This window comes from Streptomyces sp. NPDC092952 (assembly GCF_044754785.1).
GTDB lineage: Bacteria > Actinomycetota > Actinomycetes > Streptomycetales > Streptomycetaceae > Streptomyces.
This window is the reverse complement of sequence record NZ_JBIVPT010000015.1, coordinates 118434-132864: the sequence shown is the minus strand read 5'-3', so window position 1 is coordinate 132864 and position 14431 is coordinate 118434. Positions and strand designations below refer to the sequence as shown.

16 protein-coding genes are annotated in these 14431 nt (G+C 71.5%); 6 read left to right on the top strand and 10 right to left on the bottom strand.

Annotated elements, in window-relative coordinates; all coding sequences use genetic code 11:
- Positions 1–88 precede the first annotated feature (88 nt).
- From ACIQGQ_RS28785 to ACIQGQ_RS28750, 8 genes are all read right to left on the bottom strand, one after another.
- On the bottom strand, positions 89–517 hold the full coding sequence (locus tag ACIQGQ_RS28785; protein ID WP_402400876.1) for a rhodanese-like domain-containing protein: 429 nt from the start codon (positions 515–517) through the stop codon (positions 89–91).
- A complete protein-coding gene (locus tag ACIQGQ_RS28780) occupies positions 514–1143 on the bottom strand; it encodes a cysteine dioxygenase (protein WP_402400873.1) in 630 nt (209 codons plus the stop codon). The genes ACIQGQ_RS28785 and ACIQGQ_RS28780 overlap by 4 nt, the downstream gene beginning before the upstream one ends.
- Before the next feature lie 108 nt (positions 1144–1251).
- Positions 1252–1323: a putative leader peptide gene (locus ACIQGQ_RS28775; protein WP_309544753.1), complete on the bottom strand. Its 72-nt coding sequence runs from the start codon at positions 1321–1323 to the stop codon at positions 1252–1254.
- 47 nt (positions 1324–1370) lie between these two features.
- Entirely contained in the window at positions 1371–2984 is a 1614-nt protein-coding gene (locus ACIQGQ_RS28770) for an FAD-dependent monooxygenase (protein WP_402400870.1), read from the bottom strand.
- A gap of 212 nt (positions 2985–3196) precedes the next feature.
- Entirely contained in the window at positions 3197–4096 is a 900-nt protein-coding gene (locus tag ACIQGQ_RS28765) for an amino acid ABC transporter permease (RefSeq protein WP_402400867.1), read from the bottom strand.
- Positions 4093–4758 (bottom strand): amino acid ABC transporter permease, encoded by a 666-nt coding sequence (locus ACIQGQ_RS28760; protein ID WP_352279553.1) that lies wholly within the window; start codon positions 4756–4758, stop codon positions 4093–4095. Before ACIQGQ_RS28760 ends, ACIQGQ_RS28765 begins: the two co-directional genes overlap by 4 nt.
- Before the next feature lie 75 nt (positions 4759–4833).
- Positions 4834–5667, bottom strand: coding sequence for a glutamate ABC transporter substrate-binding protein (locus ACIQGQ_RS28755; protein ID WP_402400863.1), 834 nt, complete (start codon positions 5665–5667; stop codon positions 4834–4836).
- Positions 5668–5735: 68 nt separating this feature from the next.
- On the bottom strand, positions 5736–6521 hold the full coding sequence (locus ACIQGQ_RS28750; RefSeq protein WP_402400861.1) for an amino acid ABC transporter ATP-binding protein: 786 nt from the start codon (positions 6519–6521) through the stop codon (positions 5736–5738).
- A 360-nt stretch (positions 6522–6881) separates the two neighbouring features.
- On the opposite strand from ACIQGQ_RS28750, the gene ACIQGQ_RS28745 reads away from it, so the two are divergent.
- Positions 6882–7574, top strand: coding sequence for a response regulator transcription factor (locus ACIQGQ_RS28745; protein WP_402400858.1), 693 nt, complete (start codon positions 6882–6884; stop codon positions 7572–7574).
- A 15-nt stretch (positions 7575–7589) separates the two neighbouring features.
- Positions 7590–8990, top strand: coding sequence for an ATP-binding protein (locus ACIQGQ_RS28740; RefSeq protein WP_402400855.1), 1401 nt, complete (start codon positions 7590–7592; stop codon positions 8988–8990).
- 6 nt (positions 8991–8996) lie between these two features.
- On the opposite strand, the gene ACIQGQ_RS28735 is transcribed toward ACIQGQ_RS28740, so the two are convergent.
- The gene (locus ACIQGQ_RS28735) at positions 8997–9995 is read right to left on the bottom strand and encodes a TAXI family TRAP transporter solute-binding subunit (RefSeq protein WP_402400852.1); all 999 of its coding nucleotides are present in this window, start codon (positions 9993–9995) and stop codon (positions 8997–8999) included.
- 130 nt (positions 9996–10125) lie between these two features.
- Between ACIQGQ_RS28735 and miaB the strand changes: the two genes are divergently transcribed.
- Positions 10126–11616 (top strand): tRNA (N6-isopentenyl adenosine(37)-C2)-methylthiotransferase MiaB, encoded by a 1491-nt coding sequence (gene miaB / locus ACIQGQ_RS28730; protein ID WP_402400939.1) that lies wholly within the window; start codon positions 10126–10128, stop codon positions 11614–11616.
- Between the two features lie 52 nt (positions 11617–11668).
- The gene (locus ACIQGQ_RS28725) at positions 11669–12382 is read left to right on the top strand and encodes a class III extradiol dioxygenase subunit B-like domain-containing protein (protein WP_402400849.1); all 714 of its coding nucleotides are present in this window, start codon (positions 11669–11671) and stop codon (positions 12380–12382) included.
- Between the two features lie 84 nt (positions 12383–12466).
- On the opposite strand, the gene ACIQGQ_RS28720 is transcribed toward ACIQGQ_RS28725, so the two are convergent.
- Positions 12467–12703 (bottom strand): antitoxin, encoded by a 237-nt coding sequence (locus ACIQGQ_RS28720; protein WP_402400846.1) that lies wholly within the window; start codon positions 12701–12703, stop codon positions 12467–12469.
- Between the two features lie 179 nt (positions 12704–12882).
- Here ACIQGQ_RS28720 and miaA point away from each other — a divergent pair, with 179 nt between their 5' ends.
- On the top strand, positions 12883–13821 hold the full coding sequence (gene miaA / locus ACIQGQ_RS28715; protein ID WP_402400843.1) for a tRNA (adenosine(37)-N6)-dimethylallyltransferase MiaA: 939 nt from the start codon (positions 12883–12885) through the stop codon (positions 13819–13821).
- Positions 13822–13928: 107 nt separating this feature from the next.
- Positions 13929–14366, top strand: coding sequence for a hypothetical protein (locus ACIQGQ_RS28710; RefSeq protein WP_402400840.1), 438 nt, complete (start codon positions 13929–13931; stop codon positions 14364–14366).
- The last annotated feature ends 65 nt before the right edge of the window (positions 14367–14431 follow it).

The following is a 14431-nucleotide window of genomic DNA, read 5'->3' as shown; positions in this document are numbered from 1 at the left end:
CCTTCCGCCCCTCACCTGTCGGCCTCCGCCTGCCGGACCTCGGCCCCCGTGCACCGGCTTCCGGGCCCCGACCCTCACGTCCCGGTTCTCACGTCCCGACGACGGGCAGGCCTGCCGCGCGCCAGGCCTGGAAGCCGCCGATCAGGTCCGTCGCCCGGTGCAGACCCAGTTGGTGCAGGGACGCCGCTGCCAGGCTCGACGCGTACCCCTCGTTGCAGATGACCACGATCGGGAGATCGTGGCTCACGGCCTGCCGGGCCCGGTGGCTGCCCTGCGGATCGAGTCGCCACTCCAGCTCGTTGCGCTCGACGACCAGTGCCCCCGGGATCAGCCCGTCCCGTTCCCGCAGCTCCGCGTACCGGATGTCCACGAGCAGCGCCCCGTCGGAGGCGGCTGCCGCCGCCTCGTGCGGACCGACCCTGTCGAACCGAGACCGGACCCGTTCGAGCAGCTCGTCGATACCGACCGGCTCCGTACCGTCCCGTCGGATGCCGTCGTCGCTCACCCCGTCGCTCATCGCCAGTCCTCCGGCTGCTCGATCTGCTCCAGCCGGAGCAGATCACCCGTGCGGCTGTAGCGCCGGATGCGCGGCAGCGGCGGGTAGTACGCGTGGACGGAGACGGCGTGCTCCGTGGCCGACTCGTTCAGCACCTCATGGACGTGGTGGCGGCCGAACGCGCGGCCCCGGCCGGTGGGCAGCTCCCGTGAGCGGTCGATTCCCTCGGTCAGTTCGAGGGTCTTCCAGCCGTCGGTGGGCAGCCGCGCGGCCAGAGAGCGTTCTCTGAGCGTGCCCGTCGCCGTGGTGAAGGCACCGACCGAGTCGGCGTGGTCGTGCCAGCCGGTACCGGTCCCCGGCGGCCAGCCGATCAGCCAGGCCTCACTGCCACCGGGGCCGTCGAGCCGGACCCAGGTCCGATCCTCGGGGTCGAGGGGGAGCGAGGCCACCGTCGCGGGATCGGCGGCGACGCGGCGGACGAAATCGAGGAGCTCCGCAGCCGTCGGGCCCGCACCGGTCGCGGTGTCGGCGCCCCCGGCGGCAGGACCCGACGCCGGCCGGGGCACGGAGGCCGCGGAAGCCGCAGGAGGAACAGAAGCCGCAGCAGAAGCAGAAGCGGCTGCGGGGGCCGAACCGGACGCGGGCATGGTTACGGAAGGTGACGAAGAGGAAGACACGGAGACCGTCCTGAAGGTTCGCGAGGGTGCCCGTCCGCGCGGCGGGCAGCACGCACGGCGGGGCAGCGGAAAGGCGATTCAGCAGGACGGACGACACACGCAGCCCGCATAGCGGACCAGGTCCATATGGACCCTCCGCCACAGGCGCACATCGGTGTCGGTCACGTTCCGGAGTACACCACGCGCGCCTGCGGCGGTCAATTGATGTTCGCAGTCTGGTCAGGGCGTACGGAGTCGGCCATTGCTCCGCCGCGTACCGCCTCCGCCGCCGCGGAGAGCTCCTGCGGCCGCACGCCGCCGAACGACGTGACCAGGTGGCCGTCCGGCCGCACCAGCAGGACGGTGTGGGCCGACGCCCCGGGGTAGCTCTCGGTCACCAGCAGCTCCCCCTTCATCGGCAGCGCGTCTACGGCCTCGACCAGGCGGGGCATGACTCCGGCCGTCATCCAGTGGCGTCGGTCCCACACTCCGGTACCGGGCGCCACCAGCACCACCAGCAGCCGCCCCTGCCCCAGCCGCTCCCTCAGCCGCGCCGTCGTGCCGTCGGGAGCGGTGACCCGCACATCGGTCACCGGCGCACCGGGGGGCGTACGTACGGAGACGTGCGCCTCCGTACGCGCGGGCGCGAGAGGTGAAGAGGAGTACGAAGGGGGCGCGCCGAGCGGGCCGCAGCCCAGATGACCGTCGGTGAGCAGCGAGTCGTGTCCCCGGGAGCTGCCCGGAACCAGCGTCCGCAGCCCTCCGCCGCCGCGCAGTATCGGCAGTGACTGGTCCGCGGCGCGCAGCCGGGCGGCGACCGCGGTCCGGCGCTCGGCCTGATAGCTGTCGAGCAGCACGTCACCGGCGCCGTGGTGCCATGCCTCCGCCAGCTTCCAGGCCAGGTTCTCGACGTCGCGCAGCCCCTCGTCGAGCCCCTGTGTGCCCAGCGCGCCCAGCAGATGGGCGGCGTCCCCGGCGAGGAACGCCCGGCCGGCCCGCCAGCGCAGGGCCAGCCGGTGGTGCAGGGTGTACACGCCCGTGTCCAGCAACTCGTACGGCGGTGTCTCGCCGCACCAGCCCGCCAGGGTGTCCCGGACCCGGGTGATCAGGGCGTCCGGCGTGACCAGTCCGCCGCGCGGCGGAAGCAGCCAGTCCAGCCGCCAGACGCCGTCCGGCAGCGGACGCGCCGTCACCTCGTCGCCGCCGCTGCGCCACGGGGGCAGCCGGTGCAGCACGGCCTGCCCCGGCCAGGGAAGTTCGGTGCGCAGTGCCGCGACGGCATGCCGCTCCACCGCCGTGCGCCCGGGGAACCGGATGTCGAGGAGCTTGCGGACGGTGGACCGGGAGCCGTCGCAGCCCACCAGGTAACTCCCGCGCCACCAGGTCGCGTTGGGCTCCCTGGTGTGCACCGTGACGCCGGTCGCGTCCTGCTCCAGCGTGTCGATCCGGCTGTACGGGACCACCTGCACGAGCTCCTGCGCGGTGACCGCGTCCCGCAGCCCGCGGGTCAGGACGTGCTGCGGCAGATGGACGGGGGCCGGGATCCTGTCCTCCCCGGGTGCGGCCTCGCCGAGCGTCAGCTCGCGCACCAGCTGCTTGCGGCGCATCGACCGCCACCCCGACCAGCGCAGGCCCTCCTGCTCCAGCGCCTTGCAGCCCAGCCGCTCCACCAGTGCGGCGGTGTCCTCGCGCAGCACCACGGTGCGCGCGGGCCGGGTCTCGTCCTTGCCCGCGTCCTCGTCGAGCAGCACACAGCGCACCCCCTGCGCCGCGAGCGCCAGCGACAGCGCGAGGCCGACCGGCCCGGCGCCGACGACGATCACCGGCTCCACGGCGCGCCTCCTCGGATCCGTACGGACGGTGCCGGGAATGCGCGGGGAACGGGGTCGGCGGGCGGCGGCGGACGTGTGGCGGCGGGTGCGGGGGGCGCGATCACAGAACGTATGCAACCTACTGCCGGTTCCCGCGTCAAGCGACACCGGACGGCGCAGAGGGGCGGCGGCCGACCGGCCACCGCCCCTCGGGCACAGCACACGACGGAACGTCAGGCTGCGTGTCCTTCGTCGGCGATGAGCGACGGCTCGCCGACAGTCGGGGACGCGCCCCCCGGCGCGGTGCCCTTGTTCTTCTTCGCGCGCCGGAGCCACCGCTCCAGCCAGCCGGCGAAGGAGGTGAGCGCGAAGTTCACCAGTACGAAGATCACCGCGACGATCGTGAAGCACGCGATGGTGTTGGCACCGTAGTTCGCGCTCATCGGACGGACCGAGGCCAGCAGCTCACTGAAGGTCATCATGGCGCCGCCGAGCGCGGTGTCCTTCATGATGACGACGAGCTGGCTGACGATCGCCGGCAGCATGGCCGTCACCGCCTGCGGAAGCAGCACGGACATCATGATCTGGCTCTTGCGCATGCCGAGGGCCTTGGCGGCCTCCGCCTGGCCCTTGGGCAGGGTCTCGATCCCGGCCCGCACGATCTCGGCGAGCACCGAGAAGTTGTACAGCACCAGACCGGTCACCACGGCGTACAGCGGGCGCACATCGGTGTCGATGGTGGTGTACTCCGCGTACACCGCGTTCGCCACGATCATCAGGATCAGCACCGGCACGGCGCGGAAGAGCTCCACGACGATTCCGGCCGGAACCCGTACCCAGCGGTGGTCCGACAGTCGGCCCACACCGAACAGGGCACCCAGCGGCAGTGCGATGAGCAGGGCGAAGAACGCCGCCTTGAGCGTGTTCTGGAGCCCCGGCCAGATGTACGTCTCCCACGGCTGGATGCTGGTGAAGAAGGGCTTCCACTTGATCCAGTCGAGCTGGTGCTTCTCGTCCAGGCTGGTGTAGACCCACCACACCACGGCTGCGGCGGCCAGCACGAACAGCACCGTGTAGAGGATGTTGCGCTGCTTGGCGCGCGGCCCCTGGGCGTCGTAGAGGACGGAGCTCATCGCTTCACCGCCACCTTCTTGCTCACCCAGCCGAGGATCAGGCCGGTCGGGAGGGTCAGGACGACGAAGCCGAACGCGAAGACCAGCGAGATAAGGATCAGCTGGGCCTCGTTCTCGATCATGCCCTTCATCAGGTACGAGGCCTCGGCGACGCCGATCGCGGAGGCGACCGTGGTGTTCTTCGTCAGCGCGATCAGTACGTTGGACAACGGATTGACCACCGCACGGAACGCCTGGGGAAGAATGATCAGCCGCAGTACCTGGGTGAAGCTCAGCCCGAGCGCACGCGCGGCCTCGGCCTGGCCGACCGGCACGGTGTTGATGCCGGAGCGCAGCGCCTCGCAGACGAAGGCGGCCGTGTAGGCGACCAGGGCGAGCACGGCCAGCCGGAAGTTGATGGTGTCGACGGTGTCGGCACCGAGCGAGATGGCCAGCGTCTGGTACAGCCCGAGCGACGAGAACACGATGAGCACGGTCAGCGGAATGTTCCGGACCACGTTCACGTACGCGGTGGCGAAGCCGCGCATCAGGGGGACCGGGCTGACCTTCATTCCGGCCAGTAGCGTTCCCCATATCAGGGCGCCGAGGGCGGAGAGGACGGTGAGCTGCACCGTCACCCAGAAGGCCCCCAGCAGGTCATAACCTTCAAGAAAGTCGAACACGATCTCCCGCGCTTCCGCGTGTCGGAGGGCACGGCGCGCCGCCGTTCAGGGACGGCGCGCCCGGTCAGCCCTGCATCACTTGACGATGTTGCCGATCTTCGGGGCGGGCTCGTTCTTGTAGTTCGCCGGGCCGAAGTTGTCCTTCACGGCCTTGTCCCACGAACCGTCCGAGACCATCTTGGTGAGCGCGTCGTTGATCTTCTTCTTGAGGTCGGCGTCGCCCTTCTTCAGACCGATGCCGTAGTTCTCGTTGGTCATCTTGAAGCCGGCCAGCTTGAACTTGCCCTGGAACTCCTTCTGCGAGGCGTAGCCCGCCAGGATGCTGTCATCGGTCGTCAGGGCGTCGATGACCTTGTTCTCCAGGCCGGTCAGGCACTCCGAGTAGCCGCCGTACTCCTGGAGCTGGGCCTTCGGCGCCAGCTTGTCGTGGACGTTCTGCGCGGAGGTCGAGCCGGTGACCGAGCACAGCTTCTTGTTGTTCAGGTCGGCGGGCGACTTGATCGAGTCGTCGTCGGCGCGGACCAGGATGTCCTGGTGGGCGAGGAGGTACGGGCCCGCGAAGTCGACCTTCTTCAGACGCTCGTCGTTGATCGAGTAGGAGGCGGCGATGAACTTCACGTCACCGCGGTCGATCGCGGTCTCGCGGTCGGCGCTCTTGGTCTCCTTGAAGACGATGTCCTTGGCGTCGTAGCCGAGCTCCTTGGCGACGTACGTGGCGACGTCGACGTCGAAACCGGTGTACTTGCCGTCCGGGGTCTTCAGGCCGAGGCCGGGCTGGTCGATCTTGATGCCGATGGTGATCTTTTTGCTGTCGCCCGAGCCGCCGTCCTTGTCGGAACCACAGGCGGTGGCGGTGACGGCGAGAGCGAGCACGGCGGCCGAGGCGGCGGTGACCTTACGAAGCTGCATGGTGGATTTCCCTAGGTTGACGCGATGTGAGTGATCAGCCGGTGCGGGGCCGGTGGGCGCGGGAGCGATCAGTGGTGCAGGATCTTCGACAGGAAGTCCTTGGCCCGGTCGCTGCGCGGGTTGCTGAAGAACTGGTCGGGCGTGGCCTCTTCGACGATCTTTCCGTCGGCCATGAAGACGACCCGGTTCGCGGCCGAGCGCGCGAAGCCCATCTCATGGGTGACGACGACCATCGTCATGCCGTCCCGCGCGAGCTGCTGCATGACCTCCAGCACCTCGTTGATCATCTCCGGGTCGAGCGCCGACGTCGGCTCGTCGAAGAGGATCACCTTCGGGTCCATCGCCAACGCCCGCGCGATGGCCACACGTTGCTGCTGTCCGCCGGAGAGCTGGGCGGGGTACTTGTCGGCCTGCGTGGCCACACCCACCCGCTCCAGGAGCGAACGGGCCTTCTCCTCGGCGGCCTTCTTGTCGGTCCTGCGGACCTTGATCTGGCCCAGCATCACGTTCTCGAGCACCGTCTTGTGCGCGAAGAGATTGAACGACTGGAAGACCATGCCGACATCGGCACGCAGCCTCGCCAGCTCCTTGCCCTCCTGGGGCAGCGGCTTGCCGTCGATCGTGATGGCGCCCGAGTCGACCGTCTCCAGGCGGTTGATCGTGCGGCACAGCGTCGACTTCCCGGACCCGGACGGCCCGATGACGACCACGACCTCGCCGCGGGCAATGGTCAGATCGATGTCCTGGAGCACATGCAGCGCGCCGAAGTGCTTGTTGATGTTGCTCAGTACGACAAGGTCGTCCGCCGCGGGCGTGGCGTCCTCGGCGCCCTTCGTGACTGAATCTCCGCTCATCGGCCTCTTGCTCCGTCCTCCTCGGTTGGAAGGACCATAGGGAGGCGGTGCTACCACCGTCATTACATCTGAGCGGAAATTGAGGATAACGATGAGGACAACGATCCGGGGGCGGACGGACACGGGGCGTGAAGGAGCGACCCCCGGCCGCTTCCCCGGCGTACCGGCTGCATAACAGATGGCCGGAAGCGGCGGGCGGGCCTTGACGGGGCAGCCTCTCATCGGAGTGGATGCCCTGGTACGTCCTGACGTGGAACACCCCGGTACGGGGAAGTGACGGGGAACGTACCGAGACCGCACCGATCGTCCGCCGGCCCGCACCGGCACCCCGCGCATCGGCATACCCGAAGGAGGAGGCCCGTGAGACTGCTGCTCGTCGAGGACGACAACCACGTCGCCGCGGCCCTCTCCGCCATCCTGGCCCGGCACGGCTTCCGCGTCGTGCACGCGCGCAGCGGCGAGGAGGCGCTCCAGGCGCTGCTGCCCCCCGAGACGGAGCCGTTCGGCGTGGTCCTCCTCGACCTCGGCCTGCCCGACCAGGACGGCTACGAGGTGTGCGGGAAGATCCGCAAGCGGACCTCCACCCCGGTCATCATGGTGACCGCCCGCTCCGACGTGCGCTCGCGCATCCACGGCCTCAACCTCGGCGCCGACGACTACGTCGTCAAGCCGTACGACACCGGCGAACTCCTCGCCCGCATCCACGCCGTCAGCCGGCGCAAGACCAGCGGCGAGGACACCGCCTCGACGCCCGTCGCCGCACTGCTCCTGGGCCATGTGCGGATCGAGCTGCCGACCCGACGGGTCAGCGTCGACGGGGCCGAGGTCCAGCTCACCCGCAAGGAGTTCGACCTGCTCGCGCTGCTCGCCCAGCGGCCCGGCGTGGTGTTCCGCCGGGAGCAGATCATCAGCGAGGTGTGGCGGACCAGCTGGGAGGGGACGGGGCGCACGCTGGAAGTGCACGTGGCCTCCCTGAGGTCCAAGCTGCGGTTGCCCGCGCTGATCGAGACGGTGCGCGGGGTCGGCTACCGGCTCGTCGCCCCGTCCGCGTAGAGGCGTACGTCCCAGGTGCGCACCCGGCTCCTTCCCCTGCTCATCGTGCTCATGGCGGCCGTGCTGCTCGCCCTCGGCTTCCCGCTGGCCGTGAGCGTGGCGGCGGCCCAGCAGCAGCGGGTCGTCATCGACCGCATCGACGACACGGCGCGGTTCGCCGCGCTCGCGCAGTTCATCACCGAGCGCGGCGCCGGATACGACGAGCGCCGCCGCACCCTGCGCAACGAACTCGACATCTACGCAGCGGTCTACGGCATCCGCGCCGGGGTCTTCTACCGCGACGACTCCGCCATGGCCAAGGCCCCCGCCGCCTGGCAGCTCCCGATCGAGGGGGAGGGGCGCGAGGCGTTCAAGGAGGCCCTGCTCGGCCGGCGCAGCCACGATCCGCCGCAGGTCTGGCCCTGGCAGGACGGCCGGGTCGTCGTCGCCTCACCCGTCGTACGGGACGGCGACGTCGTCGCCGTCGTGGTCCTCGACTCGCCCACCGACGAGCTGCGCGCCCGCACCCTGCGCGGCTGGCTGCTCATCGCGGCGGGCGAGGCGGTCGCGATGCTGGTGGCGGTGGGCGCCGCGATACGGCTCACCGGCTGGGTGCTGCTGCCGGTGCGGACCCTGGACGCGGCCACCCACGACATCGCCAGCGGGCGGATGCGCTCGCGGGTGGTGTCCTCCGGCGGACCGCCGGAACTCAGACGGCTGGCCCGGTCGTTCAACGAGATGGCCGACAACGTCGAGACCGTGCTGGAGCAGCAGCGCGCCTTCGTCGCCGACGCCTCGCACCAGTTGCGCAACCCCCTCGCCGCGCTGCTGCTGCGGATCGAGCTCCTCGCGCTCGAACTGCCCGAGGGCAACGAGGAGATCGCCTCCGTGCGCACCGAGGGCAAGCGCCTGGGCCAGGTCCTCGACGACCTGCTCGACCTCGCCCTGGCCGAGCACGCCGCGGCCGACCTCCAGCTCACGGACATCGGCGCGCTCACCGCGGAGCGGGTCGCGTCCTGGCGCCCGGTCGCCGAGGAGAAGGGCGTACGGCTCCGGGTGGACGGCCCGGCCGCGGTCACCGCCTGGACGGACCCCATCGCGCTCTCCAGCGCCCTGGACGCGATCGTCGACAACGCCCTGAAGTTCACCCCGGCGAGGGAGGAGGTCGTCGTCACCGTCGCGGCCGGCCCCGACGCCGTCACGGTCGTCGTCGCCGACCACGGCCCCGGCCTCACCCCGCAGGAGATGGACCGGATCGGCGACCGCTTCTGGCGCAGCACCCGGCACCAGAACATCCAGGGCTCCGGTCTCGGCCTCTCCATCGCCCAGGCGCTCCTGGCGGCCGGCGGCGGCTCCGTCGGCTACGCGGCCAACGCACCGCACGGGCTGCGCGTGACGGTCACGGTGCCCCGCAACGGCCCGAACGACAGGTCCTGAGCCGGGTCAGGGCTTGACCGAGCGGTAGTAGCGGCTGGCACCCTCGTGCAGCGGCAGCGGATCGGTGTAGATCGCGGTCCGCAGGTCCACCAGCTGCGCCGCGTGCACCTCGCGCCCGATCCGGTCCCGGCTGTCGATCACGGTCCGGGTGAACGCCTCGGTCAGCGCCGCGTTCGAACGCTCCGTGGTCACCAGCACATTGGCGACCGCGACCGTCGGCACCGCCTGGCCCTGCTGGACATTGCGGTACGCGTCGGCGGGCATTGTGGCCGAACGGTAGTAGCGCGCGGAGCCGCCCGCCGCCTGGAGCTCCTTGACCAGCGCGGCCTCCAGCGGCACCAGCCGGATCCGGTACCTGTTCGACAGCTCCTGCACGGCGGTGGTGGGCAGCCCGCCGGACCAGAAGAAGGCCTCCAGCCGCCCGCTCTCCAGCTCCGCGGGCATGGTGTCGATGCCCGAGGGCACCGGCGTCACGTCGTGCGCGGGGTCGAGCCCCGCCGCCGTCATCAGCCGGTCGGCGACCAGCCGGACCCCCGAGCCCTCCTGCCCCACCCCGACCCGCTTGCCGCGCAGATCGGCGACCCGGCGCACATCGGAGTCGCGCGGCACGACCAGCTGGATGTAGTCGTCGTACAGCCGCACACAGCCCCGCAGCGTGTTGGCGCCGGGCTTGCCGTCACGCAGATAGGTGGCGAGGGCGTCGGCGGTGGCGATGGTGAAGTCCGCCCGGCCGGTCGCCACCCGCGCGATGTTCTGCTGCGAACCCTCGCTGGTCTGCAGTTCTATCGACACCTTGGGCAGGTCGCGGGCGAGGTCCCCCATCAGACGCTCGCCGTAGCGCTGGTAGACGCCGCTGCGCACACCGGTGCTGAAGGTCAGCGTGCCGGTCGGCGCGGGCGTCCCGAACGGCGCCAGCCACCACAGCAGCAGCCCGGACACGACGACGACGGCGGCGCACGCCTGGAGAACACGTCGTCCGCCGACGCGGGAGAGGGCCTGGAGCATGGCGCGATCCTGCCAGCCCGTCCCCGCGATGACCAGGGCCGTCGCCCGGCGGCCGGGTATCCCACACGGGGGCGGTCGGCGCAGCCCTTACCCTTGACGGGTGAGCGGCAACGACGTGGCTGGTGGAGTAGTGGACGGTTTGAAGACGTACGAGGTGCGCACCTACGGGTGCCAGATGAACGTCCACGACTCCGAGCGGCTGTCCGGGCTGCTGGAGGGCGCCGGGTACGTACGGGCCGCCGAGGGCTCGGACGGCGACGCCGACGTCGTCGTCTTCAACACCTGCGCGGTCCGGGAGAACGCCGACAACAAGCTCTACGGGAACCTCGGCCGCCTCGCTCCGATGAAGACCAGGCGCCCCGGCATGCAGATCGCCGTCGGCGGCTGCCTGGCGCAGAAGGACCGCGACACCATCGTCCAGCGGGCCCCCTGGGTCGACGTCGTCTTCGGCACGCACAACATCGGCAAGCTGCCCGTGCTGCTGGAGCGCGCCCGCATCCAGGAGGAGGCGCAGATCGAGATCGCCGAATCCCTGGAGGCGTTCCCCTCCACGCTCCCCACCCGCCGCGAGTCCGCGTACGCGGCGTGGGTCTCGATCTCCGTCGGCTGCAACAACACCTGCACCTTCTGTATCGTCCCCGCGCTCCGCGGCAAGGAGAAGGACCGCCGCACCGGCGACATCCTCGCCGAGATCGAGGCCCTGGTCGCCGAGGGCGTCTCGGAGATCACCCTGCTCGGCCAGAACGTGAACGCGTACGGCTCCGACATCGGCGACCGCGAGGCGTTCTCCAAGCTGCTCCGCGCCTGCGGGCGGATCGAGGGGCTGGAGCGGGTCCGCTTCACCTCGCCGCACCCCCGCGACTTCACGGACGACGTGATCGCGGCGATGGCCGAGACCCCGAACGTGATGCCGCAGCTCCACATGCCGCTCCAGTCGGGCTCCGACACCGTCCTCAAGGCGATGCGCCGCTCCTACCGGCAGGAACGCTTCCTGGGCATCATCGAGAAGGTGCGCGCCGCGATGCCGGACGCCGCCATCTCCACCGACATCATCGTGGGCTTCCCCGGCGAGACCGAGGAGGACTTCGAGCAGACCATGCACACGGTCCGCGAGGCGCGGTTCGCCAACGCCTTCACCTTCCAGTACTCCAAGCGCCCCGGGACGCCCGCCGCCGAGATGGCGGACCAGATCCCCAAGGAGGTCGTGCAGGAGCGCTACATGCGGCTGTCGGCGCTCCAGGAGGAGATCTCCTGGGAGGAGAACAAGAAGCAGATCGGCCGGACCCTGGAGGTCATGGTCGCGGAGGGCGAGGGCCGCAAGGACGGCGCCACCCACCGCCTCTCCGGCCGTGCCCCCGACAACCGCCTGGTCCACTTCACCAAGCCGGACGAGGAGGTGCGCCCCGGCGACGTGGTGACCGTCGAGATCACCTACGCCGCCCCGCACCACCTGCTCGCCGAGGGCGCCCCGGCCGCCGTGCGGCGCACCCGCGCCGGGGACGCCTGGGAGAAGCGCAACGCCGCCGAGGCCGCCAAGCCCGCCGGAGTGATGCTCGGGCTGCCGGGCATCGGGGCCCCCGCGCCGCTGCCCGCCGCGGCCCCCGGCTGCGGCTGCGACTGACCCGGAGGGACGCGGCGGCGGAGCCCCGGGGCCACGCAGTACGCTGCCCCCCATGCTTGTCGCCGCCGCAGTCTGCCCCTGCCCGCCCCTGCTGGTGCCCGAGGTCGCCGCCGGAGCCGCCCCCGAGCTCGATGCCGTACGGGACGCCTGCGCCGAGGCCGTCGGCGTGCTCGCCGCCGCCCGCCCCGACCTGCTGGTCGTGGTCGGGCCCGCCGGCCCGTCGGGGCGCGGCCCGCACGCGGAAGGGACCACCGGCAGCTTCCGCGGCTTCGGCGTCGACCTGGGCGTGCGGCTGGGACGCGATGCGGGCGAGGGCGCGTCCCCGTCGCTCCCGCCGTCCCTGGCGGTCGGCGCCTGGCTGCTGTCCCGGGCGGAGTGGACGGGCGGGCCGGTCGAGGGCCTGGGGGTGGAGGAGCGGCTGGAGACCGGCCGCTGCGTGGACGCCGGGCGGGAGCTGTCCGCCCGGGCGGACCGGGTCGCACTGCTCGTGATGGGCGACGGCAGTGCCAGCCGCACGCTGAAGGCCCCCGGCTACCTGGACGAGCGTGCCGAGCCCTTCGACGCGGCCGCCGCCCGTGCGCTGGGCGCGGCCGACCCCGAGGCGCTGATCGCACTGGACGCGGCCCTGGCGCACGAACTCAAGGCGGCGGGCCGGGCCCCCTGGCAGGTGCTCGCGGGCGCGGCGCGGGGGGCCGGCCTCACGGGACGGCTGCTGCGCGAGGAGGCACCGTACGGCGTGGGCTACCTGGTCGCCGCCTGGTCCTGAGCCCGGAGGGCGGGGAACACACCGGCGGACGGCCGGGCGGGCCACCGCCGCCGGGCCGTCCGCCGGTCCTGTCGGGTCCTCGGCTCAGGAGGCGGGCGGGGTGCCGCCCTCGTTCTTGTGGGCCAGGCGCTCGACCGCGTCCTTGGCCTTCTGCGCGCCGGACTCGATCTTGTCGCTGTACTTGCCCTTGGTCTTCTCGTCGACCGTCCGCGCGGCCTTCTCGAGCCCCTGGTCGATCCTGCCCCCGTGCTGCTGCGCGAGTTCGCCGACCTTTTCCTTGGCGGGGCCCAGCTTCGCCTTCAAATTGTCCAGGAAGCCCATCGGGCACCTTCTCTGCTGGGGGACTGTGACCGGGTGCTTCTCCGGAACTGTGAAAAAACACCCATACGTATCCGCATTCTACTGGTGTGCGCAGGTGAGCGCGTTGTCCGGGGCTGCGGGGACGAGCGACCGGAGCGCACTCGTTCGGGATGCGGTCGGAGGTTTGCGAGACTGTGGCGGTGACAAGCTCAGCTCCCGCCCCGCGGGTCATCACCGTCGTCGGCCCCACGGCCGCCGGAAAGTCCGACCTGGGCGTCTTCCTCGCCCAGCAGCTCGACGGCGAGGTCGTCAACGCCGACTCCATGCAGCTCTACCGGGGCATGGACATCGGCACCGCGAAGCTGACCCCCGCCGAGCGCGGCTCCGTCCCGCACCACCTGCTGGACATCTGGGACGTCACCGAGGCCGCCAGCGTCGCCGAGTACCAGCGGCTGGCCCGTACCGAGATCGACCGGCTGCTCGCCGCCGGCCGCACCCCCGTCCTGGTCGGCGGCTCCGGCCTCTACGTGAAGGGCGCCATCGACGCCCTGGAGTTCCCCGGTACGGATCCGGGGATCCGGGCCGCCCTGGAGGCCGAACTGGCCGAGCGCGGCCCCGGCGCCCTGCACGCCCGCCTCGCCGCCGCCGACCCCGGGGCGGGCCGCGCCATCCTGCCGAGCAACGGCCGCCGCATCGTCCGGGCCCTCGAAGTCATCGAGATCACCGGCAAACCCTTCACCGCCAACCTCCCCGGCGAGGAACCGGTCTACGACACCGTCCAGATCGGCGTCGACGTCGCCCGCCCCGAACTCGACGAACGGATCACCCTCAGGGTCGACCGGATGTGGGAGGCCGGACTCGTGGCCGAGGTGCGGGCCCTGGAGGCCCGCGGGCTGCGCGAGGGGCGGACCGCCTCCCGGGCCCTGGGCTACCAGCAGGTGCTCGCCGCGCTGGCCGGGGAGTGCACCGAGGACGAGGCGCGGACCGAGACCGTCCGCGCCACCAAGCGGTTCGCCCGCCGACAGGATTCGTGGTTCCGCCGCGACCCGCGGGTCCACTGGCTGGGCGGCGGGGCCGAGGACCGCGGGGAACTCCCGGACCGGGCGCTGGCGTTGGTCGAACGAGCGGTTACAGCCTGATCACGTGATGGCATCGGGAAGCCCTGGCCGTCATTTCGGTGCCCCGGAGCGTGCCATCATCGAGCATCGATCGACCAGTGGAGTCCGAGTTGGGAGGGCGCGTGGCGATGGAGGCCGGCCCTCACGACACTGAACAGGACGTACCGGACGCGCTGCACGGAGCGGCGGGTCTGAGCCCCGACGGGCCGGACGAGCTCGAGGTGGCCCCCGAGGTCGAGGTCGAGCTGCGGCCCGCGCGCCGGCTGCGCATCTGGCAGCTGGCCCCGATCGTGATGCTCGCCGCGGTGGGCTCGCTGATGTTCGCCTTCCCGCTGGCCTTCGAGTTCGGCGACGGCGGCGCGGTCGTGGCCATGCTCGGCCTCCTGATCAGCTGCTGCGCCGCGGGCTGGGGCATGATGGCCGCCCGCCGGGTGGGGTACACCTGGCCGGGGCTGGCGCAGCGCGGCTCCGGCGAGCGGTCCGACTGGCGGGTGGTCGCCCTGTACGTGGTCGTCTGCGGCACGCTGGTCGCGCTGGCGGTCTGGCGCGTGGCCCGACTGCGCTGACCTGCGCCCCGGCCTCCCGAGGGCCGGGAGGCCGGCACCCGCCCCCGTTCCGTACAGTTGCTCCC

What these genes read in the sequence shown, in the direction of transcription:
- ACIQGQ_RS28785 (WP_402400876.1), bottom strand. Translation starts at nt 517, where the DNA reads ATGAGCGACGGGGTGAGCGACGACGGCATCCGACGGGACGGTACGGAG.
- ACIQGQ_RS28780 (WP_402400873.1), bottom strand. Translation starts at nt 1,143, where the DNA reads ATGCCCGCGTCCGGTTCGGCCCCCGCAGCCGCTTCTGCTTCTGCTGCG.
- ACIQGQ_RS28765 (WP_402400867.1), bottom strand. Translation starts at nt 4,096, where the DNA reads ATGAGCTCCGTCCTCTACGACGCCCAGGGGCCGCGCGCCAAGCAGCGC.
- ACIQGQ_RS28755 (WP_402400863.1), bottom strand. Translation starts at nt 5,667, where the DNA reads ATGCAGCTTCGTAAGGTCACCGCCGCCTCGGCCGCCGTGCTCGCTCTC.
- ACIQGQ_RS28750 (WP_402400861.1), bottom strand. Translation starts at nt 6,521, where the DNA reads ATGAGCGGAGATTCAGTCACGAAGGGCGCCGAGGACGCCACGCCCGCG.
- ACIQGQ_RS28735 (WP_402400852.1), bottom strand. Translation starts at nt 9,995, where the DNA reads ATGCTCCAGGCCCTCTCCCGCGTCGGCGGACGACGTGTTCTCCAGGCG.
- ACIQGQ_RS28725 (WP_402400849.1), top strand. Translation starts at nt 11,669, where the DNA reads ATGCTTGTCGCCGCCGCAGTCTGCCCCTGCCCGCCCCTGCTGGTGCCC.
- ACIQGQ_RS28720 (WP_402400846.1), bottom strand. Translation starts at nt 12,703, where the DNA reads ATGGGCTTCCTGGACAATTTGAAGGCGAAGCTGGGCCCCGCCAAGGAA.
- ACIQGQ_RS28710 (WP_402400840.1), top strand. Translation starts at nt 13,929, where the DNA reads ATGGAGGCCGGCCCTCACGACACTGAACAGGACGTACCGGACGCGCTG.